This window comes from Virgibacillus alimentarius (genome assembly GCF_017874635.1).
Classification (GTDB): domain Bacteria; phylum Bacillota; class Bacilli; order Bacillales; family Amphibacillaceae; genus Virgibacillus_B; species Virgibacillus_B alimentarius.
The window spans coordinates 17,968-44,422 of sequence record NZ_JAGIKX010000005.1 but is presented as its reverse complement, the minus strand read 5'-3'; the positions used below and the strand labels follow the sequence as shown (position 1 = coordinate 44,422).

General features: G+C 36.4%; 20 protein-coding genes, 2 tRNA genes and 1 other annotated feature. Of the genes, 6 read left to right on the top strand and 16 right to left on the bottom strand.

The window, feature by feature from the left end; translation table 11 throughout:
- Window positions 1–95: 95 nt before the first annotated feature.
- Both J2Z81_RS05130 and J2Z81_RS05125 read right to left on the bottom strand, forming a co-directional pair.
- On the bottom strand, window positions 96–1,028 hold the full coding sequence (locus tag J2Z81_RS05130) for a phosphate/phosphite/phosphonate ABC transporter substrate-binding protein (RefSeq protein ID WP_029268718.1): 933 nt from the start codon (window positions 1,026–1,028) through the stop codon (window positions 96–98).
- Between the two features lie 282 nt (window positions 1,029–1,310).
- Complete coding sequence (locus tag J2Z81_RS05125; protein ID WP_226370857.1) at window positions 1,311–2,909, bottom strand: bifunctional metallophosphatase/5'-nucleotidase; 1,599 nt, start codon at window positions 2,907–2,909, stop codon at window positions 1,311–1,313.
- 346 nt (window positions 2,910–3,255) lie between these two features.
- On the opposite strand from J2Z81_RS05125, the gene J2Z81_RS05120 reads away from it, so the two are divergent.
- Window positions 3,256–5,316, top strand: coding sequence for a catalase (locus tag J2Z81_RS05120; protein ID WP_226370856.1), 2,061 nt, complete (start codon window positions 3,256–3,258; stop codon window positions 5,314–5,316).
- Window positions 5,317–5,827: 511 nt separating this feature from the next.
- Here J2Z81_RS05120 and J2Z81_RS05115 read toward each other — a convergent pair.
- The 7 genes from J2Z81_RS05115 to guaB all read right to left on the bottom strand — a co-directional run bounded on the left by J2Z81_RS05115 (window position 5,828) and on the right by guaB (window position 13,055).
- Window positions 5,828–5,900, bottom strand: a tRNA-Arg gene (locus J2Z81_RS05115).
- A gap of 189 nt (window positions 5,901–6,089) precedes the next feature.
- Entirely contained in the window at window positions 6,090–6,908 is an 819-nt protein-coding gene (gene proC / locus J2Z81_RS05110; protein WP_029269163.1) for a pyrroline-5-carboxylate reductase, read from the bottom strand.
- 399 nt (window positions 6,909–7,307) lie between these two features.
- A tRNA-Ser gene (locus tag J2Z81_RS05105) sits at window positions 7,308–7,400 on the bottom strand.
- 129 nt (window positions 7,401–7,529) lie between these two features.
- Complete coding sequence (gene serS, locus J2Z81_RS05100) at window positions 7,530–8,798, bottom strand: serine--tRNA ligase (RefSeq protein ID WP_029269162.1); 1,269 nt, start codon at window positions 8,796–8,798, stop codon at window positions 7,530–7,532.
- Between the two features lie 64 nt (window positions 8,799–8,862).
- Window positions 8,863–9,082: a binding site (T-box leader), on the bottom strand.
- An 87-nt stretch (window positions 9,083–9,169) separates the two neighbouring features.
- Complete coding sequence (pdxS, locus tag J2Z81_RS05095; protein WP_226370855.1) at window positions 9,170–10,030, bottom strand: pyridoxal 5'-phosphate synthase lyase subunit PdxS; 861 nt, start codon at window positions 10,028–10,030, stop codon at window positions 9,170–9,172.
- Between the two features lie 61 nt (window positions 10,031–10,091).
- Window positions 10,092–11,426, bottom strand: coding sequence for a serine hydrolase (locus J2Z81_RS05090; RefSeq protein WP_029269157.1), 1,335 nt, complete (start codon window positions 11,424–11,426; stop codon window positions 10,092–10,094).
- A 156-nt stretch (window positions 11,427–11,582) separates the two neighbouring features.
- Window positions 11,583–13,055 (bottom strand): IMP dehydrogenase, encoded by a 1,473-nt coding sequence (gene guaB / locus J2Z81_RS05085; protein ID WP_029269156.1) that lies wholly within the window; start codon window positions 13,053–13,055, stop codon window positions 11,583–11,585.
- Between the two features lie 191 nt (window positions 13,056–13,246).
- Here guaB and J2Z81_RS05080 point away from each other — a divergent pair, with 191 nt between their 5' ends.
- The gene (locus J2Z81_RS05080) at window positions 13,247–14,206 is read left to right on the top strand and encodes a YaaC family protein (RefSeq protein ID WP_226370854.1); all 960 of its coding nucleotides are present in this window, start codon (window positions 13,247–13,249) and stop codon (window positions 14,204–14,206) included.
- 80 nt (window positions 14,207–14,286) lie between these two features.
- Here the strand turns inward: J2Z81_RS05080 and gyrA are convergent, their stop codons facing one another.
- From gyrA to dnaA, 7 genes are all read right to left on the bottom strand, one after another.
- Window positions 14,287–16,803: a DNA gyrase subunit A gene (gene gyrA, locus J2Z81_RS05075; protein WP_226370853.1), complete on the bottom strand. Its 2,517-nt coding sequence runs from the start codon at window positions 16,801–16,803 to the stop codon at window positions 14,287–14,289.
- Window positions 16,804–16,842: 39 nt separating this feature from the next.
- A complete protein-coding gene (gene gyrB, locus J2Z81_RS05070) occupies window positions 16,843–18,768 on the bottom strand; it encodes a DNA topoisomerase (ATP-hydrolyzing) subunit B (RefSeq protein ID WP_038221157.1) in 1,926 nt (641 codons plus the stop codon).
- Between the two features lie 40 nt (window positions 18,769–18,808).
- Window positions 18,809–19,087: an extracellular matrix regulator RemB gene (gene remB / locus J2Z81_RS05065; RefSeq protein ID WP_029269148.1), complete on the bottom strand. Its 279-nt coding sequence runs from the start codon at window positions 19,085–19,087 to the stop codon at window positions 18,809–18,811.
- A gap of 77 nt (window positions 19,088–19,164) precedes the next feature.
- Window positions 19,165–20,277: a DNA replication/repair protein RecF gene (gene recF, locus J2Z81_RS05060; RefSeq protein WP_029269146.1), complete on the bottom strand. Its 1,113-nt coding sequence runs from the start codon at window positions 20,275–20,277 to the stop codon at window positions 19,165–19,167.
- 65 nt (window positions 20,278–20,342) lie between these two features.
- On the bottom strand, window positions 20,343–20,567 hold the full coding sequence (gene yaaA, locus J2Z81_RS05055) for a S4 domain-containing protein YaaA (protein ID WP_029269144.1): 225 nt from the start codon (window positions 20,565–20,567) through the stop codon (window positions 20,343–20,345).
- Between the two features lie 285 nt (window positions 20,568–20,852).
- Entirely contained in the window at window positions 20,853–21,989 is a 1,137-nt protein-coding gene (dnaN, locus tag J2Z81_RS05050) for a DNA polymerase III subunit beta (protein WP_029269142.1), read from the bottom strand.
- Between the two features lie 185 nt (window positions 21,990–22,174).
- A complete protein-coding gene (dnaA, locus tag J2Z81_RS05045; protein WP_029269140.1) occupies window positions 22,175–23,527 on the bottom strand; it encodes a chromosomal replication initiator protein DnaA in 1,353 nt (450 codons plus the stop codon).
- 673 nt (window positions 23,528–24,200) lie between these two features.
- On the opposite strand from dnaA, the gene rpmH reads away from it, so the two are divergent.
- The 4 genes from rpmH to jag all read left to right on the top strand — a co-directional run bounded on the left by rpmH (window position 24,201) and on the right by jag (window position 26,324).
- The gene (rpmH, locus tag J2Z81_RS05040; RefSeq protein ID WP_029269138.1) at window positions 24,201–24,335 is read left to right on the top strand and encodes a 50S ribosomal protein L34; all 135 of its coding nucleotides are present in this window, start codon (window positions 24,201–24,203) and stop codon (window positions 24,333–24,335) included.
- A 140-nt stretch (window positions 24,336–24,475) separates the two neighbouring features.
- Window positions 24,476–24,817, top strand: a complete 342-nt coding sequence (gene rnpA / locus J2Z81_RS05035) for a ribonuclease P protein component (protein WP_226370852.1) — start codon at window positions 24,476–24,478, stop codon at window positions 24,815–24,817.
- A gap of 131 nt (window positions 24,818–24,948) precedes the next feature.
- Entirely contained in the window at window positions 24,949–25,713 is a 765-nt protein-coding gene (gene spoIIIJ, locus J2Z81_RS05030; protein ID WP_029268970.1) for a YidC family membrane integrase SpoIIIJ, read from the top strand.
- Window positions 25,710–26,324, top strand: coding sequence for an RNA-binding cell elongation regulator Jag/EloR (gene jag / locus J2Z81_RS05025; protein ID WP_029268968.1), 615 nt, complete (start codon window positions 25,710–25,712; stop codon window positions 26,322–26,324). The genes spoIIIJ and jag overlap by 4 nt, the downstream gene beginning before the upstream one ends.
- Window positions 26,325–26,455: the final 131 nt, after the last annotated feature.

The window sequence follows — 26,455 nt, the reverse complement described above, 5'->3', positions numbered from 1 at the left end:
AAACTTGAGTAAAAGGAGGCTGACCAGATAAATATCCAAGCAGCCTTCCCTTATTATTCAGTTATTATGTTAAGGTGTTTTTTCTGATAAATCGTTTATTGCTCTATTTCTTCGCTTACCTTCTCTTCATATTCTCTAACAATGTCAAAGTTACTGTCTTTTGACTCCACATATCCTTCGTGAGAATAGATATCTTGGATGATTTTACGGCCTTCTTCATCTTTTCCAATTGCAATAAACGCATCCTTTATTTTCTCTTTCGTCTCATCATTAATTTCTGGACGAATGGTTACCGTGTCATTTGGAATATCTTCCGTAAACTTAATAATTCTTGTTTCATCAAATACATTTTCATAATCCTCTTTTACGATATTACGTGCATCCTGAAATGTAACTGCTGCATCAATATCACCATTTAGAAGAGAAATAACTGCTTGGTCATGACCTTTTAGTGTTACGGACTCAACATCATTTAATGGATGAATGCCTACATCCATTAAAGTAGCAGCAGGCCAAACAAAACCCGCAGATGATGTTACGTTTTGATAGCCAATTTTTTTCCCTTTTAAATCTTCTACAGATTGAATATCAGAATCTTCTCGGACAATGAAAATAGATTTATAAGAATCAACAAGTTCATCTGTATCTGAACCATCATCATTTACACCGTAGCGCTGTGCTTGTAAAATAACATCTGCTGCACTTTGCTCTTTAGCAAGTACATATGCAGTCGGAGGCAAGAAGCCAACATCAACCTGCTCTGAATCCATCGCCTCGATTATCGTGTTATAATCAGTTGATACGCTAACTTTAACAGGAATGTCCAATTCATTACTTAGTAATTCTTCTAAAGGTTTAGCTTTTGCTTCTAATGTATCCGCATTTTGTGAAGGAACGAATTGAACAGATAATTCTTCAAGTTTTTCTTCGCCTTTTTCTGCTTTAGCTGCTTCATCTTCGCCCCCGCATGCCGATAGAATACCTAATGAAAGTAATAATATGAATCCTAAAGATGCTAATTTTTTCATGCTTTTGCCCCCAATTTGTTTTATTTAAATTTATATTGTTAATATAATCTAGCTAATGCACAATCGTAGGAAGCTCAACTAAAATTTGCTTAACACGATCCCTTCCTTTTTATATTTTTATTTCATGTTTGAGTATACAAAAGGTTTGTTTACTCAGTATGAATGTAGTGTTAATTTTATGTAAAATTGGTAATTTATGTAATAAACAATCAGAGGAATTTTGCCACATTCTCTATTAAGAGAATGATCATTTCTGCCTTTAAATGAGAAAACCCAAGCCGATTAGCTTGGGTTTCCTTTATTTACAATAACTTTGAAGTTCTCTGTTTTCGTTGCTTCTACAGTTGTATATTTCTCAAAATATTCCCTTATTAACGCAGCAGCTTCCTTTTGAATTTCTTTTACGATGGGCTTATATTGAAACATATCATAATCTCCACCGCCGCTTGCTCTATAGTTATTTAAAACCACGTTAAAGTGTTCATGTTCCAATATCGGCTTGCCGCGATAGTTTAATGTTTTAATTCTGTCTCCAACAGGTCTGGCTACGTTAATGGTATAGGTGATCCCTTCCCACATATCATAATTATAATGCTGCGGCTTTGGATGCTCATAGGCAGGGTTAACAATAATTGCATCTTGATCATCAAGTGTAAAATAGGCTGCACTTTTTTCCAATGCCGCTTTGATATCTTGACCTTTTAATTTTAAGACAACGAGTGTATTCGGATAAATATAATTAGATACAATATCTCTCACTGTAACAGTAGAAGGAAATCCTTTGGAGTTGTTATCAAACAATGAAGTAACAGATATATCAGCCCCACTTGCCTCTATTTGTACATTTTGGATAAATTCTATAAATGGATGTTTCGTCAACCTGGCAAAGAAAGGATCATCAATTGTCATATCGCCTTTTATATAGCCAACTGGCTGATCAAGCCATTGCTGCGTCGATTTCTCTATGTCAGCTGTTGTTTTTAAAATATCAGGATCAGGTGGAATGTTGTGTAAGGATTGAATAAAGGCTTTTTTTTGCCTGATTTTCCAACCATCCCCACTTTTTCCAAACATGATTCCCACTTCTCCGTAAGCAGTCCCATTACTTCCTGGCTGCACAACTAAAACATTATTGACAGTTTCAGTTAATTGCCGGTGCTGATGGCCGGTAAGCAACACATCTATTCCTTCGATCTGACACATTGCATAGCCTTGATTTTCACCTGTCAAAACTTCTGTTGCTTCGCCTGTTTCAATATCACGCTCGAATCCACCATGATAAGCAGCGACAACCAAATCAGGGTGCTCATTTTCCCGTACATAGGTAACCCATGACTTTAAAGTAGTAAATGCATCCGAAAAGTGAATGCCTGCTATATGATCCGGCGATTCCCAATTGGGGATGTAATGTGTAGTTACGCCTATAATGGCGACTTTTATGCCGTTTTTTAATCTTTTTATCACATAAGGAGGGCCATATTTTGGTTTGTTTATTTTAGTATCAATAACATTAGCAGCAATCCAAGGATAATTTGACTGGTTAATAGCTGATTGTAGTATTTGTTTGCCGAAATTAAATTCATGATTTCCGATAACGCCAGCATCAATGTTAATCATGTTCATCGCTTGAATCAATGGATTTATTTCATTAGCGTACTGCTTTACAAAATGTGTCATTAGTGGTGTCCCTTGAATAAGATCTCCATTATCAAGCACGATAACGTTATCAGTCTTGCTCCGAATTTGCTTTACAGCAGTTGCATATCTAGATAATCCGCTAGCCGCTTGTTCATTTGTTCCATAATGAATGGGCATAATATGACCATGAATATCACTTGTATATAAAATTTTCAGCTCAACAACATTGCTGTTTTTCAACATCAACATCCTTTCTAATCCAAATAGGGAAAGGTGGGGCAGTTTTTTGAGGAAGACGTCTATCTTAAATGAAATAAAAAACGGTGGCAACGATAACAATTGTTAATATTAACCTCACCTCTTTATTAAATACTATTTAGAGAAAAATAACTAGATGAGTCTTAAGAAATTTACGAGAATTTAACAAAGTCCCTTGCAAAAAAGAGAAATGGAAAAATAGAAACAATATACTGGATTATATCATTAAACAATTTCTATTACTTAATACCACCCAAGGTTGAATATCCAAAAGACAAGAAACATACATTATAGGTGGAGTTAAATAACTGATTAGAGGATAGGTGATTACATGGATGAGAAGACATCAAGAAACCAAAAGCCTGTTGATAAAAATGTTAAAAATGAGCGATTAGATCAGTATCGCGTTAAAAACACTGGGAAGCCAATGACAACAAATCAAGGGAGAAAAATTTCAGACGATCAAGACCAATTAAAAGCTGGTGAACGCGGTCCTTCACTACGCCAAGACTGGCACTTTTTTGAAAAAATGACTCATTTCGTCCGTGAAAGGATACCACCAAGAGTTGTTCATGCAAGAGGTTACGGGGCACATGGTGAATTTGTATGTTATGATTCTATGAAACAGTTTACAAAAGCTGGATTTTTGCAGGAACCTGGTAAAAAGACTCCTGTATTTGTCCGTTTTTCTACCGTCCAAGGGGACAGAGGGTCTAAGGATACGGCAAGGGATTTACGTTGCTGGGGTACTAAGTTTTATACAGAAGAAGGAAATTACGATCTGACAACGATTGCTATGCCTGTATTAATTAATATTGATGCGATGAAATTTCCGGATGCTATGCATGCCTATCAATCTGAGCCACGTACTGATATGCCAACAGCTTCTGGGGCACATGACAATTTTTGGGATTATGTAGCCAATAACCCGGAAGCGCTTCACATGGTGCAATGGATTATGTCTGATCGGGGCATTATAAGTAGTTATCGAATGATGGAATCATGGTCGATTAATACGTACCTATTTGTCAACGAACAAGAGGTACCAACCTTTGTAAGGTTTGTTTGGAAGCCTGTCCTCGGAGTCCATTCCCTTCTTCAGGATGAAGCACAGAAAATCGGAGGAATCGATCCGGACTTCCACCGGCGGGATCTAAAAGGGGCGATTGACCGCGGGGCTTATCCTGAATATGAATTAGGTGTCCAACTGATTCCAATGGAGGATGAATTCAAATACGACTTTGATGTTCTCGATCCTTCGAAGTTTTGGCCCGAAGAAGTTGTCCCTGTTCACCTTATCGGTAAGATGACATTAAATAGAAACGTTGATAATGCCTTTGCGGAATTAGAACAAGTAGCATTTAACCCTGCAAATGTCGTTCCGGGAATTGATTTTTCTAATGATCCCGTCCTGCAGGGAAGGTTAATTGCTTATCAAAGTGCACAATACCATCGACTTGGTAGCGGTAATTTTCAGGATTTACCGATCAATCAACCGATCTGTCCGTTTCATAATAATCAACGACAAGGCTATATGAGATATCGAATCGATGTTGATCATGTAAATTATCATGAAAATTCGCTAGCAAATAACACGCCATACACAACTCCCCCAGAAAAAGGTGGCTACGCTCATTATCCAAAAAAAGTGGAAGGACACGTCACACGTAACCGAAGCGAATCGTTCAAGGATTACTCTACGCAACCAAGAATTTTCTGGAATAGTATGACACCTGTTGAAAAGCAGCACACCATGGAAGCCTTTAGCTATCAACTTGGAAAAGTAAAAAGCGAATCTGTACGCCAACAAAATGTCAATTTGTTAGTCAACGTAGATAAGGAAATGGCCTGCATCATTGCTAATAATATTGGTGTCGATCGCCCAAGTGGATCCCATGTTCCTGTTTCTACAAGTTACCCTTCTCTAAGCCAGGCAAATACACCGCATTATGCATATACGCAAAAAGTAGGTGTACTGATTGGCAATGGTTTTAACGGTAATGAGGTAACAAATACGATTACCTTTTTACAACAATGTGGCGTTATTGTTGTAATTGTAAGTGAAACGCTTGGTACAATCACAGGTACTGATGGTACCAAGCTTAAAGTCGATGAAACATTTCTTACTTCAAGTCCTTATTTGCTTGATTCACTCTATGTCGTTGGCGGCAGTTCTAAGAATCAGGCAAAATTTAATCAAGAAATGATGCATTTTGTACAAAATGCATATAAACACTATAAACCAATCGGTATTGCTTCAACTGGGCAGTCTTTTATTCAGTCATCAGAGAAAAACAACTTAGCTGGTGTCATTTTTGCTGCTAATAATCCGAATTTCAAGGATGAATTCGTATCCGCAATCGCCAAGCAACGTTTCTGGAAAAGAAAATAGAATAGGGAGTACGTTTCATATAGAAAAGAGCAACCACTTATTTGTGTTGCTCTTTATCATTAATTGGAATCAAATATAAATACAGAGAAAAAACAATATGGGTACGCTGTATACAAAAAAGGATCAAAATATATTTACTATACAATAGGGGGATAAGCACATACAGTCCTATATTATTACGTACGTAACTATAACTCTTAGGGTTTATGATTTGGGAACTTTTTGTGTATAGGAAAAGGAACTAAATGAAAACGAAGAAGGTGCATCCGAAAATTGTGCAAGAAAGACTAGGACATTCGACTATTCAAATGACATTGGATACCTATTCCCATATGTTCCGAATATACAAGAAAAGGCAGCTTCTAAATTGGATGAAGTGTTCCAAAGAAGTGAGAACAAACATTCCATTTAAAAGTCAATATGACCAATCGGTGACTAGTTTATGTTTTTACACAAAAATAACAAGGGGTGCAAAATGCCGCAACCCTTGCTATGGTTAGATTTAGAGGGACGCCCCCGGCAGGATTCGAACCTGCGACACATGGTTTAGGAAACCATTGCTCTATCCCCTGAGCTACGGGGGCATATAAATTTAAAACAACATGATCTATTATACAAAATTATATCTATATTGAAAAGGAAGGACTAGGCTCTTTTATCCGAAATGGAAGAAACTACCGGGAAAAACCACCCTTAAATAAAGCTGCTGCACAAGGATAAAACGCCACATTCCTTTATATAAAAGGTGTTATATCCTTATGCAACAGGTTTTTTTACATTAACTTTCCTAATTCAATGGAACGCTCTTTGGCATTTTTCACACAGTCCATCATTGCTTTTTCGACATTATATTCATCCAGCGTTTCAATAGCCGCCTGTGTCGTTCCATTAGGGCTTGTTATTTTTTCTCTTAATGTTGATGCAGTTTCTCCTGATTGCTTTAACATTTCTCCGGCCCCAACGATTGTCTGCGTAATTAATTCCGATGCCACAAGTTGATCAAGCCCTGCTTCACTTGCAGCTTTCTGCATTGCCTCTACTACATAATAAAAATAGGCAGGTCCGCTTCCAGAAATACCTGTCACTGTATGCATTTCTTCCTCTTTTACAATAGACGTTGTACCAATCGTATTAAATAGCGATACTGCTTTTTGAAGATGTTCCTCTGAAGCATTTTCTCCCTTTGTAACAGCAGTAGCTGATAACCCAATGGAAGCTGATGTATTAGGCATAGCCCGAATAATAGGAATCTCCTTCCCGATAAGTTTTGCAATATAATCAGTTGATACACCAGCTAGAATGGAAATAATTAATTGATCTTCCTGGATATAGTCTTTCATAGAATCGATAGCTTCTTGAGCATCATGTGGTTTCATCGATAATATAATTAGATCTGCTCCTGCTACTAACTGCTTCTTGTTAAAATCACAATGTATTTCATAGCGTTCCGAAAGATTTTCTAATCGTTCCTTATTATTTTTATTCATGACAAAAATTTGTTCTTTTTTTAGAAAAGATGTTGTAATAATTCCTGATATAATTGCTTCTGCCATCGATCCTGCACCGATAAATGCTACTTTATTAAACAATATGTACTCCCCCTTTTAATAATTGAATCTAAAAAACTCATTCTATCCTATCTATAAGGACGGAATGAGTTTTCCGTGGTACCACCTTGTTTGGTATGTCTTCTACCCACTTTATAGTTGATAACGCAATAACATTGCGGTTAAGTATTAGGTAACGACTCCCAGGTAGGTTCAATCATGTCTATGTCCATAGGATCTCTCAGCCAATGAATCCCACTCTCTTTTGATACAACATGTATTTACTGGCCTGTTCACTGTCTTTTTATTTTACATTCAATTTTTTATACTATATGCTTCCTTGCCTTAATTGTCAAGTTTGAAGTAAATATGTGGTTTAAAAAAATAAAACCGCTACAATTGTAACAGTTTTATGTATCTCCAAATTTTATGCGCTTATTTAAATGGAGGAGGAAGAGGGATTCGAACCCCCGCGGGCTTTGACACCCCTTTCGGTTTTCAAGACCGACCCCTTCAGCCAGACTTGGGTATTCCTCCTTGATCAAATCGACAAGATATATAATATCATGCCTTTAAAAGGTTGTCAACAAAAATTAAATATTTTTTGGCAAGAAATAGGGAGAACGATAATGAGCCTGCCCTACTTCAGCCAAAATGAGATAAAATTTACTTTATAACTTCTCTTCCACCCATATAAGGACGCAAAACTTCTGGGATAACGACTGAGCCATCTTCCTGCTGAAAATTTTCTAAGATAGCTGCAACTGTACGTCCAACAGCTACACCTGATCCATTTAGTGTGTGAACAAACTCGGGCTTTCCGTTTGCTTCCCTTCGAAACCGGATTCCGGCACGTCTTGCCTGGAAATCCTCAAAATTAGAGCAAGAGGATATTTCGCGGTATGTTTCTTGACTTGGAATCCATACTTCAATGTCATACTTCTTTGCTGCTGTAAATCCTAAATCACCCGTACACATGCTCATAACGCGATAAGGCAGATTTAATAATTGTAACACTTTCTCCGCATTTTCCGTCAATGTCTCTAATGTTTCATATGATTCCTCTGGTTTTGAAAAATGAACAAGTTCAACTTTATTGAATTGATGCTGGCGAATAAGACCTCGAGTATCTCTTCCGGCAGAACCTGCCTCAGACCGGAAATTTGCACTAAATGCAACATATTTTTTTGGCAGTTCCTCCATGATTTCATCACGATAATAATTCGTTACAGGTACTTCAGAAGTTGGTATCATAAAGTAATCCCAATCAGCAACACGAAAAGCATCCTCTTCAAATTTTGGCAGTTGTCCAGTACCTGTTAAACTTGCACGATTTACCATATATGGTGGTAGCATTTCCTCATAGCCGTGCTCATCAGCATGCAGATCAATCATGAAATTAAAAAGTGCTCGTTCAAGTCTTGCTCCGATTCCTTTATAGAAAACAAAACGGCTTCCGGTAACTTTTGCGGCTCTTTCAAAATCCAGTATATCTAGATTCTTAGCAATATCCCAATGTGGCTTTACTTCATGCGTAAACTCTGGTACATCTCCCCATTTTCGTACTTCCACATTATCCTCATCATCTTCTCCAATTGGTACACTTTCATGTGGTATATTCGGAATAGCATACATAATATTAGCTAATTTGTCTTCAGTTTCCTTTAGTTCTTTGTCATAATTGGAAATTTGATCTCCTACTTCACGCATATCTTTAATTGCTGTATCTGCGTCTTTTTTTTCCTTTTTTAATACAGAAATTTGTTTTGAAACTTCATTACGCTTTGCTTTTAATGTCTCTGTTTCTTTGATTAATGTGCGCCGCTTTTCATCAAGTTCAGCAAATTTCTCAAGTTCCGACAGGTCTTCTCCACGATGTTTCAGTTTATCCTTTACTTCTTGTAAATGATTGCGCAAAAATTTCATATCCAACATAGTTATTTCCTCCTTATATGAAAGATCCTAGCTCAATAAAAATAAAAAACTCCCGCCCTAAAAAAGTAGGGACGAGAGTGTATTTCCCGCGTTGCCACCCTTGTTGAAGAGGATAACCCTTCCGGCTCACAGTTATTAACGGTACTTAACCGGGTTTATCTACATAAATAATCTATCAATAAACCAGTTCAAGGATGGATTCATAGCACACTACACCGATTTTCACCAACCATCGACTCTCTATAGAAGTTAATGCTATTACTAATTCCTATCGCTACTGTTAAACATTGTATAAGAATTATGATATATCATAGCGAATAAATAAGTAAGATGCAAGTACATATGATCATTATTAACCTTATGCTTTGCTTTTATTCACTTCGATCCTGCATACGCTCTCCTGCTTCTAATGTACTCATTTCAATCCCTTTCATAGCAGTACCTAGATCTTTAGAAAGCTCGCCAATTAATTTATAATCTTTGTAATTTGCTGTCGCCTGAACGATTGCTCCTGCAAATTTCTTAGGATTATCGGATTTAAAAATACCTGAACCTACAAACACGCCGTCAGCACCCAGCTCCATCATTAATGCCGCATCAGAAGGGGTTGCAACACCACCTGCTGCAAAATTATTTACAGGTAAACGTCCTTCTTTACGAATAGCCATTAAAAGTTCATAAGGTGCTCCAATATTTTTAGCATAGGTCATGACTTCATCTTCAGACATTGCTACAAGCTGGCGAATTTCTGAATTAACTTCTCGCAAGTGACGTACCGCTTCGACAATATTCCCTGTACCAGGCTCACCTTTTGTACGAAGCATGGAAGCACCTTCACCAAGGCGGCGCGCTGCTTCGCCTAAATTACGGCATCCACATACAAATGGAACCGTATAGTCTGATTTTTTAAGATGGAATACCTCATCAGCTGGTGTTAACACTTCACTTTCATCAATATAATCGACACCCATGGCTTCCATCACACGCGCTTCGACAATGTGTCCAATGCGGCCTTTAGCCATAACTGGAATAGAAACAGCATTCATCACTTCCTCCGTAATCGTAGGATCAGCCATGCGGGCTACTCCACCAGCTGCGCGAATATCTGATGGCACTCGCTCTAAGGCCATAACTGCTACTGCTCCAGCTTCCTCAGCAATTTTAGCTTGCTCAGCGTTAACAACATCCATAATAACGCCATTTTTAGGTATTTCTACGCTAGCATTTGTCATTTGATTTCCCCCTGTATTCTCACAATTTAAAATTTAAAAGCGATTATTTATATAATACCATTTAGAACCAGCCTTTAACAGTATCAACAATAGTAGAAAATAAATTTGCGAAGAAAGAGCCAATTGCTCCTAACGCTAGCATAAACCAATTCTTTTTCTCCACTTCTTCTGTAGCGATTACATCAACCGTTTGTTTATCTTTTTTATCGAAAAGGTAACCGTAGTCATCATCACCATCATACACAAGTTCAGCAGTCCCTATCTTTTCTCCCTTTTTAATGGGCGCAGTTAATTCCCCATCTTTATTTAATTTCTTTTTATCAAAATGGTATTTGACACTATATTTTTTCTCGTCCCCTTTTTTCACTGGGGCCTGAATCGCATCTTTAAGCGCAATATCTATATTTTCATCTTTTCCTTTTATTACTGGAAGCGTTGATTTACCTTTCAATTGATAGTTTTTAGGGAATAACTCTTTCATTGTAAAATGTTTAAATCCATAATCAAATAGTTTTGCAGTTTCCTTAAAGCGTTCTTTTTCGCTTTCTGTTTTCATCACGACAGAAATTAGCTGCTTTCCATCACGCGTAACTGTTCCAGTAAAGCAATAGCCGGCAAGGTCTGTAAAACCTGTTTTTAAACCTGTTACCCCTTCATAAGCAAATTGTTTCAGATAGGACGCATCATGTGGAAGCATGTAGTTCCAATTGCGAATGGTTTGACCATCAAATTCAGTTTCTGGAATTTTTGATATTTCAAGTGCCTCTGGATAATCATTTACTAAATTATAGGCTAATATGGCGGCAGAACGGGCGGACATTAAGTTCACCTCATCCGGTTCTGTCCCTTCCGGATGATTATCACCTAGTGATTTATTATCTAAGCCGCTGGAATTTACAAATTTATACTCTGGCAGTCCCATTTCTCCAGCTTTTTTATTCATTAATTTTACAAATTCACCTTCTGAACCAGCAATAAGTTCAGCAAGTGCAATGGTTGTTGCATTATCGGAATTAATCGCCATTGCCTCATATAACTGACGTACAGTGTAATCCTTATCTTGTTTCAAACCTACTCCTGAAAATGATTCATCTGCAGATATACTATATGCATAGTCACTGATTTGCGTTGTTGTCTCCCAATCTATTTCCCCTTTTTCAATAGCTTCCCAAACAAGATATTCTGTCATCATCTTGGTCATACTAGCAGGTGGAAGTTCGATGTCTGGATTTTTTGCATATAAAACCTTCCCTGTTTCAGCATCAACTAATATAGCTGATTCTGCATTAAGATTTAATTCTTTAGCTTGTACAGCATTTGGTTGTGCTGAAAACAATGCTGTCATTACAAAAGTTATGAGTAAAAATGACAAACCCTTTCCTATGTTGTGTTTCAACTTTCTCTACCTCCACTTTTCACCTTTAACATTTTTATTTTTAGAACGAACGAGACACACCTTTGTTATTTTACCATAATAAAAAGTAAAAAAATAGATAGGGAAGTGTCCCTATCTATATTATTATTTAGGAATTTTTTATGCTTATTAAAGCGTCTATTGAACGGAATAATTCGGTGCTTCTTTGGTTATTTGAACGTCATGCGGATGGTTCTCTCTTAGTCCCGCATTGGTAATTTTAATAAATTGAGATTCATTTCGGAGGGCATCAATTGTTTCTGAACCAGTATACCCCATACCAGCGCGAAGTCCTCCGATTAGCTGATGAAATGTTTCTGCCAGCGGACCTTTATAAGCGACTCTTCCCTCAATTCCCTCAGGAACTAATTTGTTCGACTGTGAAGAATCTTGGAAATAGCGATCTTTAGAGCCCGCCTTCATTGCTCCTACTGATCCCATGCCACGATACACTTTATATTGTCTTCCTTGATATATTTCCATTTCACCGGGGCTTTCTGTAACGCCCGCAAACATACTTCCAAGCATAACCGCGTGAGCGCCCGCTGCTAATGCTTTTACAATATCACCAGAATACTTGATTCCTCCATCTGCAATGACAGGAACACCATATTCCGAAGCTGCTTTTGCACAGTCATTTACTGCTGTTATTTGTGGAACTCCTATTCCTGCTACAACACGGGTTGTACAAATAGAACCAGGTCCAATACCGACCTTAACAATTGATGCGCCAGCCTCAATTAAGTCCCTTGTCGCCTCTGCTGTAGCAACATTTCCAGCAATAATATCGAGATTTGGATACGCATCGCGAATACTTTTTACTTTTTCTAACACCCCTTTGGAGTGTCCATGGGCTGTATCAATGACAATAACATCGACACTTGCTTCAACCAATTTTTCAATACGTTTCATTGCATCATTCGTTACGCCTACAGCAGCACCAACAATTAATCTCCCTTGTGAATCTTTTGCAGCATTTGGGAATTCAATTACTTTTTCAATATCTTTAATTGTAATTAAGCCTTTAAGAATATTTGCTTCATCAACTAAAGGTAATTTTTCAATTTTGAATTTCTGCATTAAATTCTCTGCTTCTTCCAATGTTGTGCCCACTGGAGCAGTTACAAGATCTTCACTAGTCATAACATCTGCGATAGTAATGGAATAATCTTGAATAAAGCGTAAGTCCCGATTCGTTAAAATACCGACTAATTCTTGGTCTTCAATATTGTTAACGATCGGTACTCCGGAAATGCGGAATTTCCCCATTAAATGTTCAGCATCAAACACTTGATGTTCAGGAGTTAAGAAAAATGGATTTGTAATTACACCACTCTCAGAACGCTTTACACGGTCAACAATCTCTGCCTGATCCTCAATGGACATGTTTTTATGAACAACTCCAAAGCCGCCTTGGCGAGCCATTGCAATTGCCATAGATGCTTCTGTTACCGTATCCATACCAGCACTAATTAAAGGAGCATTTAATTTTAAATGATCTGATAACGTTGTTCCCACATTTACATCACTTGGTAAAACTTCTGATTTAGCTGGCATTAATAAAACATCATCAAATGTTAACCCTTCTTTTGCAAACTTATCTTCACGCATCATTTTTCCTCCTTATTTTTTAAGTTTCGTATATATGAACTATGATTATAATTAATCAAATTGGTGAAACTATACAGTAGTCTATTGTAATATACAATACGTGATCACAAATGCTTTTTCAATAACAGATTCTTCATCGATAAAAAGTAAATAGATTCTAAATTTTTTAAATAGTAAAGAGAGGTAATGGGATGAATAAAAAGCGCATAAAAGACTTTTATATTTATTTACAATCCCAGCAAACTGCACAACACTTTCTTCATCAATGTTATAAAAAAAGACAAATATCGAATGCTGAGGCAAAGAGCTATGAAAATTGTAATACTTTTATGTATTACTTGGAGCATGGATACCAATTTTACACAAGTGGCAAAGACAGTAAACCCATGCTGCAGCCTATTCTATATTTTTATGGAATGACGCATCTTATTAAGGCTTGTCTTTTAACAAAAAGGCCAAATTATCCAGAATCAACATCTATGCTAGCACATGGTGTCTCAACTAGGAAAAGGAAAAAAAAAGATTATACATTTATCCAAGATGAAATCAAATTACAGCATAATGGTCTTTTCCCCTATTTTTCTGAACATCTGTTTTCTATACGCCAGTTTCCTTTTGGCAAAATCAAAATGTATGATCTATTATCCCTAATTCCCGAAATATCTTCATTATTCCGTCTCCAAAATAGCGAAAAATTAACGATAATAGGTAAGCTTGACTCAAGAATTTTAAAATTTCCTATATCCTTATTAGATAGCTATCATTTAACAAAAAAAGCCTTTATTCAGCGTATACAGACGTATTTACCAAATATAGAACATATTAAAAGTGAGTCATCATTTCTGTCCGTCGAATTAGAAAAACCTATCTCAGAATCTTATGGTCCTTTCTTTTTCCATTGTTTGGATCATACCATTCATTTTCCAATCTTCCGAGAACATGATATCCATATTTCGGAAGTAATGATTCATTATTTATTATTATATAATCTGAGTATGTTATCCCGGTATGAAACAGAATGGTGGGGAGAGCTTTTAACAACCAAACCTGAAGTAGACTATCCATTTATCATTCAGTTTCTCACATACACATTTGAAAAGATTCCGCTATTACTTGGACAACTGCTTTATCAAATGCATCTTTCCAAATAACCAGTAAAGCTTTTAGCAAGTAGATAGCAAAAAAGATGACTTCAGAAAGTGTTTGGCCTTCTGAGTCATCCTTTACGTTTTTATTCTTCGTCTGGTCTATTTTCTTCGTCCTTGTTTACTTCTGAATCAGATTGCGATGCTTCTTCTTGTCCTTTTTGCTCATCTTCTTCATGTTCAACTTTAGCAACAGTCGCCACTTCTTCATCATTTTGCAGACGAATGAGACGCACTCCCATTGTATTGCGGCCGGTTTCGGATATATCGGTTACAGGGATGCGAATTAATACTCCGGCAACTGTAATAAGCATTAATTCTTCTTCTCCAGTAACCGCCTTTACTGCAACAACATCACCTGTTTTATCTGTTAATTTACATGTAAAAATACCTTTTCCACCACGATTAGTAGTACGGTACTCTTCTTCAGGGGTTTGTTTTCCATATCCTTTATTGGTAATGTGGAGAATCTTAGAGTCTTCTTCAATAATTTCCATAGAAACCACCACATCTCCACCACGCAAAGTGATACCCTTCACTCCTGCAGCAGTCCTGCCCATTGCTCTTATTTGACTCTCATGGAAACGGATGAGATAACCATTTTCCGTTGCAAGCATCATATCTTTTGTGCCATCTGTTAGCCGTACCGAAATTAATTCGTCTTCATCACGAAGACCTACAGCAATTAATCCACCCTTACGAATATTTTTGAATTGAGATAGTGTTGTCCGTTTAGAAATGCCATGTTTCGTCGTAAAGAATAAATAATCATCTTCACTAAATTCATTTACTGAAATAACCGCATTAATCCACTCATCTCTTTCAATTTGAATCATATTAATGATAGGAATGCCTTTAGCTGTTCGACTGAACTCAGGTATTTCATAGCCTTTCACCTTATAAACCTTCCCTTTATTTGTAAAGAAAAGAACAGTGTCATGTGTAGAGGTTGATACAAGATGTTCCACAAAATCATCCGCATTAGTGCCCATTCCTTGAATACCACGGCCTCCACGCTTTTGTGTACGATAGGTGGATGATGGCAGGCGTTTAATATATCCTTGATGTGTTAGCGTGATGACGATATTTTCTTCAGGAATTAAATCCTCGTCTTCAAAGAAGTCTACACCACCAGGCACAATATCGGTGCGGCGATCATCGTTATAGCGCTCTTTTATTTCGTTGAGTTCTTCACGGATGATTTCTAATACTTTCTCTTCATCAGCTAAAATAGCCTTTAATTCATCAATTAATTGGATTAATTCATTATATTCATTTTCAATCTTTTCTCTTTCTAAACCGGTTAGTCGTTGCAAGCGCATATCCAAGATTGCTTGTGCTTGTTTTTCAGAAAGATTAAAGCGTTCTATTAACCCTTGCCTTGCTACATCTGTGGTTTTTGAGTTACGAATCAATGAAATGACTTCGTCCAGATGATCAAGTGCAATTCGTAAACCTTCTAAAATATGAGCACGTGCTTCCGCTTTGCGTAATTCAAAAGCAGTACGTCGCTTGATAATCACCTTTTGATGTTCCAAATAATGCTCTAAACATTGCTTAATGGATAGTACCCTTGGCTGGCCCTCTACTAAGGCGAGCATATTAATACCAAATGTTGTTTGTAGGGCTGTGTATTTATACAAATTATTTAAAACAACACTTGCATTAACATCACGACGTAATTCGATAACAATCCGCATCCCGTTTCGATCAGATTCATCACGTAAATCAGTAATGCCATCTATCCGTTTATCACGAACATGATCAGCTATTTTTTCAATTAATTTTGCCTTATTGACTTGATATGGTAATTCAGTAACGATAATCATTGATTTCCCATTCGGTTGCTCTACGATATCAGACTTAGCCCGAATTGTGATTGAACCCTTCCCAGTTTCATAGGCTCTGCGTATACCGCTTTTCCCAAGGATTTGCCCAGCTGTAGGAAAGTCGGGGCCATACAGATAATTCTCCATTAGTTCATCAATCGTAATATCCGGATCTTTACTAATCGCCAAAACGGCATCAATGGTTTCTCCCAAATTATGTGGTGGGATGTTGGTGGCCATTCCAACTGCAATCCCAGACGTGCCATTAACAAGTAAATTTGGAAACCTTGCTGGAAAGACGACAGGCTCCCTCTCTGTACCATCATAATTGTCCTGGTAATCGATGGTGTCTTTATTAATATCACGTAATAGTTCCATTGATATTTTGGACATACGTGCCTCTGTATAACGCATTGCTGCTGCTGAATCACCATCAACCGAGCCGAAGTTACCATGACCATCTACAAGCATATTTCGATAACTAAAATCTTGAGCCATACGAACCATTGCTTCATAAACTGCTGAATCACCATGGGGGTGGTACTTCCCGATAACTTCCCCAACGATTCGTGCAGATTTTTTATAAGCTTTATCCGCATGCATCCCGAGATCATTCATTGCATATAATATGCGACGATGAACAGGCTTTAACCCATCACGGACATCCGGCAGGGCACGCGCTACAATAACACTCATTGCATAGTCAAGAAAAGATGTACGCATTTCTTTGCTTATATTAACTTCTTGAACATTGGGACGTTGTTGATCCGCCATTTGATTACCTCCTACTGGAAAACCCTTTGTAGATTCCCCTTATACATCTAAATTTTGAACATATTGCGCATTTTCTTCAATAAAGTTTCGGCGCGGTTCCACTTTATCACCCATTAAAATATTAAAAACTTCATCCGCATCCATCGCATCGGTTAACTCAACTTGAAGTAATGTTCGAGTTTCTGGATCCATGGTTGTTTCCCATAACTGTGTCGCATTCATTTCACCTAAACCTTTATAACGCTGAATACCTGGTTTCGGTGATTTAGGAATTTCTTCTAAAATACGGTCTAATTCTGCATCATCATAGGCATAATGTGCTGCTTTTCCTTGTTGGACCTTATAAAGTGGTGGTTGTGCGATGTAAATATAACCATGTTCAATTAACGGTTTCATATAACGATAGAAAAACGTCAATAATAATGTGCGAATATGCGCTCCGTCGACATCTGCATCCGTCATAATAACGATTTTATGATAACGGGCTTTGCTGATATCAAAGTCTTCCCCAATACCCGTACCTAGTGCTGTTATCATCATTCGTACTTCGTTATTCGATAAAATGCGGTCCAAACGGGCCTTTTCCACATTTAAAATCTTACCGCGAAGAGGCAAGATAGCTTGGAAATGGCGATCTCGTCCCTGTTTTGCAGAACCCCCAGCAGAATCCCCCTCAACAATATATAATTCACTTATTTCTGCGTCTTTTGAAGAACAATCTGCTAGTTTACCCGGTAAATTGGAAACTTCCAGGGCACTTTTTCTTCTAGTTAATTCTCGAGCTTTCTTTGCAGCCATACGAGCACGAGAAGCCATAAGTCCCTTTTCAACAATTGTTTTTCCGATCGAAGGGTTTTCGTAAAGAAACTTTGAAAATGCTTCACTAAATACAGAATCTGTCACCGTGCGAACTTCACTGTTTCCGAGTTTTGTCTTTGTTTGCCCTTCAAATTGCGGGTCTGGATGTTTAATAGAAACAATAGCAGTCATCCCTTCCCGAACATCATCTCCGGATAAATTCGGATCATCTTCCTTAAATAAATTATTTTTTCGAGCATAATCATTGATGACACGGGTCAGTCCAGTCCTAAATCCAGATTCATGCGTTCCACCCTCATACGTATGAATATTATTTGCAAAGGAATAAAGATTGCTAGCATATCCATCATTGTATTGTATAGATACTTCTACTGCTATTTGCTGATCTTCACCTTCAGAATAAAATGGCTCGTGTAAAGCATCTTTGGTTCGGTTAAGATATTCAACATAAGAGATAATTCCACCTTCATAATGATAAGTAACAGGCTCTTCATCATTTCGCTTATCTTCTAGTGAAATGGAAATTCCCTTATTTAAAAATGCCAATTCACGAAGACGTTGCGCTAACGTCTCAAAATCAAATACAGTAGTTTCTGTGAAAATAGTCGGATCAGGTTTAAAATGAATAATTGTTCCTGTAATATCCGTCTCGCCAATTACTTTAATGTCTTCTTGAGATACTCCCTTTTCAAACCCTAGATAATAAACTTTTTCATCACGATGCACATATACTTCTAAGTTACTGGATAATGCGTTTACTACGGATGCACCTACACCATGCAAACCACCAGATACTTTATAGCCGCCACCACCAAACTTTCCGCCTGCGTGGAGGACAGTCATAATAACTTCCAGTGCAGATTTTCCTGTTTTCTCATGCGTATCAACCGGAATTCCCCGGCCATTATCTTTAACAGTAATACTATTGTCTTTTTCGACAATTACCTGTATATGATCACAGTACCCTGCCAACGCTTCGTCAATACTGTTATCAATAATTTCCCAAACAAGATGGTGAAGTCCCTTTTCACTCGTTGATCCAATATACATACTAGGGCGTTTCCTAACAGCTTCTAAACCTTCAAGAATCTGTATTTGCTCCGCATCATATGCTTGTTCATTTGTTACTTTTTCGTTCATAGACATTATCTCACCCACATTTCATATACTTAAAACTAAAAAACTTTTATTCCAGTTCTTCCGAATAATCCTCAAGCTTACTAATTGTAGAAATCATACTTGCCCGTTTTTGTAGGGTTGGAACGGACAATGTACTAAAATAAATAATATCCTTTGTGATCACTACTGATTTTGCATCCGTTTCTTCTCCCATAATTTTGTCTTGTTTTTTTGAAGCAGCAACCATTTCCTCCATAATCACAGAAGATGAAATGATATTATAATCAACGATTGAAATGATGTTTCGTGATTGAATCACGTTAGCATTGCCTAAATGAATAAACATTGTATACCCCCAAGTTTATCTAGCTTTTTTTTACTTGGAAACGATTGATCGATTCTTAAACTATTTTTGTACTCGAATTATATATCTATTATTCCATTGCGGACGCGAAAAAGTTCCGCTCTTTTTAATGTTTCATGATTAATTCCATCAACATTCGTGGTGGATACAAAGGTTTGGACTTTCCCTTGAATCGTATTTAACAAATGAGATTGCCTATAATTATCCAATTCACTTAAAACATCATCAAGCAGCAAAACAGGATATTCACCAACCTCGTTATATATAAGGTCTAATTCAGCTAGTTTTACAGATAAAGCTGTTGTTCGCTGTTGACCCTGAGATCCATAGACTTGGACATCTTTATCATTAACATAAAATACGAGATCATCACGGTGGGGCCCAATTAATGTGGTTCCGCGATCAATCTCTTTTTCTTGTATTTCATTAAATTTATTCGAATAGATTGTTTCTATTTTCTCCTTATTTTCCTCTTCTGATACCCCAATTGTAGGGTTATATCGAATATCTAAGTTTTCCATCTGACGACTAATTCCAGAATGAATTGGTTTTGCCCATTTCCTTAACAATTCTAAAAACATAAATCTTCTTTCTAATAAAATTGCCGCATGTTCAATTAATTGATCCGTTAAAACTTGAAGCATTGTTTTATCTTGTTTTCCTTTACGTTGCATTTGTTTTAGAAGATGATTGCGCTGTTTTAAAATCTTTTGATAATGTCCTAAATGGTAGACGTACTTAGGTTGAATTTGTCCAAGTTCCATATCAATAAAACGTCTGCGGATATGTGGCGGGCCTTTTACTAAGGTCAAATCTTCCGGGGCAAACATCACAACATTTAACGCACCAATATACTGGCTTAATCGCTTTTGTTCAATATGATTTAATTTTGCTTTTTTGCCTTTTCTTGAAATAATAATATCAAGGGGGAAACTTTGCTTTCGTTTTGTAACCCTTCCTTCTATTTTAGCATACTCTTCATCCCAGCTAATGAGTTCTTTATCACGTGGTGTACGGTGGGACTTCGTAAAGGCTAAAAGGTAGATTGCCTCCATCAAATTGGTTTTCCCTTGGGCATTTTCTCCAATAATCACGTTAACTTTATCATCAAAAGGGATATCCAATTTCTGATAATTACGATAGTTTTTTAGTTTTAATTGTTGAATGTGCATACTAAATTCCTCTTTTTAGCGCTAAATATACACGCCCTGCAAGTGTTTGAAAGCAAAATAAGTCGTTACATTTCTTTTTTTACAGCTATAAATGAACCAATACCTTCTACTTCTACCACATCATTTGGATATAATTTTCTGCCACGGCGATGTTCCCTCTCCTTATTGACGATCACACCTTGATCCTTTAGGAAAGATTTAATCATTCCGCCAGATTCAAGAATATTTGCTAGTTTAATAAATTGTCCCAATGTGATGTAAGTTGTAGAAATTTCTATTTTTTCATACATTTCATTCACCAAATTCTATTTGTATAATGTAGATATAAAACTTGTTACCTATAATTTTTTGTTAACCTTAGATTTACGGTTTCATTTTTACGGTTTTAAAAGCTCTAATACCTATTTTACTAAACTTTTTGTGTTTAGGGAAGGATTCCCCCTTTAAATATATAAAAACGCCAAAATAAGCCTTAAAATACCTTTTTTATCATTCTGTACATATATGAAAGAAAAAATACTAAAAATATGCTAAATAGAAAAGCCCTTATCCTTTATGATAAGAGCTTTCTATTTTTAATATGTTCGAACAGGCAGAATCAGTTGTAAAATGGAATCATTGTTCACTGGCCTAATAATGAATGGTCGCATTGCACCTGTAAATTCTATTTTAACCTCATCATATTCAATCGCTTTTAATGCATCTAGCATATACTTTGAACTAAACGAAATTTTCAATTCTTCTCCCTCAATGGATTTAGCAGAAATCTCTTCCGTAGCTCGACCAACTTCCGGAGAATTACTTGTTATTTCAACAGTTTGCCCATCTTTTGTTGTTAATCGGACGACATTATTTCGGTCTTCCTTGGCAAGCAGGGAAGCTCGATCAATCGTATTTAATAAATCTTTTGTGTTTACGTAGAGCACCGTTTTACTCTGATCCGGTATTAAACGGGACGTTTCCGGATATGTACCATCAAGCAATCGCGATAGGAAATATAAATGTTTTGTTCGAAATAGAATTTGATTGTTTGTAACACTAATTTCAATAGGTTCATCCGTGTCATCTAAAATTTTATACAATTCATTCAAGCTTTTTCCTGGTACGACAATACTTGAAAATTCGATATTTGCCTCTTTTACAGGTATTTCTCTTGACGCGAGTCGATGACTGTCTGTTGCTGTAAATTTGAGCTGTTTACCTTCTAGTTTCAGATTAACTCCAGTTAAAATTGGACGGGTTTCCATTGTAGAAATTGCAAATACCGTTTGTTTAATTAAGTTTTTTAAAAGATCTGTTTGTAATTCAAAACTATCATCTGTTTGCAATTTCGGAAGTTGTGGATATTCCTCTGCGTCTTGTCCATTTAAATTAAACTCTGCTTTTCCTGAACGTATCGTTACCTTTAAATTTGAATCTGCCTCTATTTCTACTGTTTTTTCCGGTAATTTTCGAACAATATCTGGAAAATAGCGTGCCTGCAACACAATACTTCCTTCTTCAATTTCTTCTACATGTACCATTCCATCTGATTCAGCAGGAATATAGGATTCAATAGAAATATCAGAATCACTGCCGGTTAGTTTGATTCCATGATCTTTCGCTTCGATTTTCATACCCGTTAATATTGGAATTGCTGTTCTTGTTGAAATTGCCTTCATTACATCTTGTACGCTAGCAATTAATTTATCTCGTTGAATTATAAATTTCATGGAATTAATCCTCCTATATGGAAGTATATTATATATATTTTATTAATATAATACAGTAATAATAGTAATAAGAACTGTGCATATGTTGATAACTGGGATATAACGAATCATAAAAAGGTTATACACATGTGGATAAAATGTTTACAACTGTCATTCTTCGTTCACACTATTAACATGTGTATCGATTAAATACCTTTTAATTTTTCTTTAATTTCTTCAATGTTTTTGCTTAAAAGTGTATCTGATTCGATTGTTTTTGTTATTTTTTCATGAGCATGAATGACGGTTGTGTGGTCACGACCGCCAAATTCCTCTCCGATTTTAGGAAGAGAGAGATCCGTTAGTTGTCTGGAGAGATACATAGCAATTTGTCTTGGGAATGCAATCGACTTTGTTCTCTTTTTAGCCGCAAAGTCTTCTAGTTTGACATTGTATTTTTCTCCAACAGCTTCCTGAATAGCTTGTACTGTTATTACTCTCGGTTTATTGCTGGGAATGATATCTTTCAGTGCATCAGCTGCCAGAGCTGCATCAATATCCTGGTTTACTAAAGAAGAGTATGCAACAACACGGATTAATGCACCTTCTAATTCACGGATGTTTGTATCAATTTGATTTGCAATATAAAGCATCACTTCATTCGGAATGTCCAATCCATCTGCTTTTGCTTTTTTATTTAGGATTGCTATTCTCGTCTCCAAGTCTGGAGGAGTAATATCGGTGATCAAACCCCATTCAAATCTTGAGCGTAATCGATCCTCTAAAGTTGGTATTTCCTTTGGTGGCCGATCACTGGATATAATAATTTGCTTACTTTCTTCATGTAATGCATTAAATGTATGGAAAAATTCTTCTTGAGTAGATTCTTTTCCGGCGATAAATTGAATATCATCAATTAATAGGACATCAACATTGCGATATTTATTTCGGAAGTTAATTGTTTTATTATCCATAATTGCATTAATAAATTCATTCGTAAATTTTTCTGAAGTAAGATATAGCACATTTGCTTCGGGATTATTTTCTTGCACGTAATGTCCGATTGCATGCATAAGATGGGTTTTACCAAGCCCGACTCCACCATAGATAAAGAGCGGGTTGTACGCATTTGCCGGTGCTTCAGCAACTGCCAGGGATGCAGCATGAGCAAATCGGTTGCCAGCCCCAATAACAAAAGTATCGAATGTATATTTTGGATTTAACATTGTTTTTTGTTTTTCATAGGTTTTATTTGACTTTGATTTTGACATAGGTTTTGCAGGCGGATCTTTCATTTCTGCTTGGTTATTAACTTCGGGAATAATGAATTTTGTTTTTAGCTCTGCGCCTGTCACTTCGTATAATGTGTCTGTTATTAATTTGGTATATTGACCCTCCAGCCAATCTCTTGAAAATTCATTAGGTGCAGCAATTATAAGCGTATTGTCCTGGAGCGCATCAGCTTTTGTATGTTTTAGCCATGTTTCAAAGCTAGGCTTACTAACTTTTTCTTGAATTTTTGTCAAGGTTGCCGACCATAATTCGTTAATATTTTCCATACTGTTTTCACCCCTTTTTTAATGATTTTGATCCTGAAAGGAATTAAAAAGCCTTTTACAATCTTTCTTTAGGAAACTTGGGATAAATAAAGAAAGATGATAAGGCCCATTTATATATACATGTTGTTATGGAAAGGCACAAAGAATGTGGACAAGAAAATGGCTTTATTTATATAGCTAGAATGAGTTATCTACTTCACGCACAATCTTGTTGATAACTATTTTAACAAGGTGTGGACTTTTATCCACACGCTATCCACATTCTGTGGATAAAAATATAAGTGTAATTACATGTTAACATAACAAAACATGAATATAATATCAGATAAAAGCTTTTATTGCAATGAATTGTAGACACTTATCCACAAAGTCCGCAAGGTGTAGATAAATATTATCCACATTGTATTATATTGTGGTTATCTTGTCGATAATTGTTGTGAATAAAAAAACATTGTCGTTTTGTTGTGAACATTGGATGTGGATAACCGGAGTAAGGGTGAAGAAGTTATAAATTTCAAAGAAGATGTAGAAGCTGGTCCTGTAAAAAGAAAAAAAAGATGTTCTGCAAAATGAAGTTGACAGATTCGATAATTTTTACGTATAATTATCAAGACTGTCTTCTGAATATTAACGTTTAGTCAGTTTTTAAATTCCTCGGGGAGGTGCAAGATAGATGAAAAGAACATTTCAACCAAATAATCGTAAGCGAAAAAAGGTACATGGCTTTCGCGCGCGTATGAGTACAAAAAACGGTCGTAAAGTGTTAGCTCGTCGCCGTCAAAAAGGAAGAAAAGTAATTTCTGCATAGGCCACTGAAACATGTCAGTGGTCTTTTTTAACTTTTAGATATAAAAAGATTTTGGGGTTTGAGATAGAGCTGGAGAGGCAGATTTACTATTCTGTTTGATCCATTGCTTATTCTTAGACAGGCTTATATAGGTGGTCAGTATGAAAAAAGCATTTCGCATAAAAGATAATAAAGAGTTTCAGTATGTGTTCAAACAAGGGAAGTCTTTTGCAAATAGGCAGCTTGTTTTATATTATATGAATAAACCAGAGCAAAATCATTTCCGAATAGGTCTTTCGGTGGGAAAAAGGATTGGTAATGCAGTAACGAGAAATCAAATAAAAAGATATCTGCGTCAAGCTTTCCTCGAGCTGGAAGAGAAGGTAAAGCCTACAAAAGATATTATTATTATAGCCAGGCAGCCAACGAAAGATATGAATTTTCATCAGATAAAAAAAAGTCTAATTCATTTATTATCTCGTGAACATTTATTAAGGAAATAACATTGAATAGTTAGTTGTTTACATAGAGTCCCAATCTCATTATAATAGGTAGGGACATTACAATTTATTACATAAATAAAAAGTTAACGTTTTTTATGTGAATTGTTTTTTGACAGTTAGGAGGAAAAATGTTGCGAAAAAAGGTCTTTTTGCTTGTGGCCTTAATTGGTATAATAACCATACTTTCTGGTTGTACGCAGATTAATGAAGATATTACCCCTGAAAGTACTGGGATTTGGAATAAATATTTTGTTTATCCAATGTCATGGTTTATTACGTATTTTGCTGAATTATTCGATGGAAATTATGGATTAGCAATTGTGATCGTTACGATCATCGTTCGGTTAATTTTACTGCCGTTAAACGTTAAACAGTTAAAAAGTTCAAAGGCAATGCAAGATATCCAGCCTGAATTGAAGGAAATACAGAAAAAATATAGTTCAAAAGATGCAAATACACAACAGAAGTTACAACAAGAAACAATGGCATTATTCCAAAAGCACGGTGTAAACCCACTCGCTGGCTGTTTACCTATATTCGTACAAATGCCGATTTTAATTGCAATGTATCATGCAATTATGCGTACGCACGATATAAAAACAGGAAGTTTTCTTTGGTTTGAATTAGGAACAACAGATTTTATCTTACCGTTGATTGCTGGAGGGGCTACGTTCCTGCAACAAAAATTAATGATGTCTGGAAGCCCAGCAGGACAGAACCCGCAGATGCAGGTTATGCTTTATATGATGCCAATTATGATTACCGTTATTGGCTACTTCTTACCGGCTGCGTTAGCGTTGTACTGGGTAGTTGGTAATGTGTTCATGGTGGCTCAAACTATTTTTATTCGTAAACCGATGATGAAAGATCAAAGTACTGGAGGAGACAAAAAGTGAGAGAAATAACTGCTAGTGGACAAACGGTTGAAGAAGCGGTCCAATCAGCATTAGAGCAGTTAGACACAACTAGGGACCAAGTCGATATCAGTATTATTGATGAGGGTAAGAAAGGAATTCTTGGCTTATTTGGTTCAAAACCAGCAATTGTAAAAGCAGTTGTATTGAAAAACCAAATCGAAGAAACGAAAGCTTTTATACAGGAAGTAATCAAAAATATGAATGTGGATGTCAATATAAAGACAACAGTCATAGATAATCATGTAACTTATGAATTAAATGGCGAAAAAATAGCGAAACTTATCGGTAAACGCGGGCAAACATTGAATGCTCTGCAATATTTAGTGCAGCTCGTGTTAAATAAAGATGGGAAGCAATATTATTCAGTCACTTTAGATGCAGAAGGCTATCGCGGGCGAAGAAAAGAAACATTAGAGGCTTTAGCAAAAAAAATGGCTGAAAAAGCAGTACGCATCAATAAAAAAGTATCCCTTGAACCAATGCCAGCATTTGAGCGGAAAATTATTCATAGTGCGTTGCAAGGAAGAAATGATATTTCGACCTATTCTGATGGTGTAGAACCACATCGGCATATTGTTATAAAACCATAATTTTAAAAAAGAGTAATTTGAGACCCTGGGAAGCCAGGGTTTTTTGTTTGATAAAAATTCATCGACTAAAACCTATAAGAATGCATCGGTAAAAAGATATCAACATGTTGATAAACCCCCAAAGAAAAAAT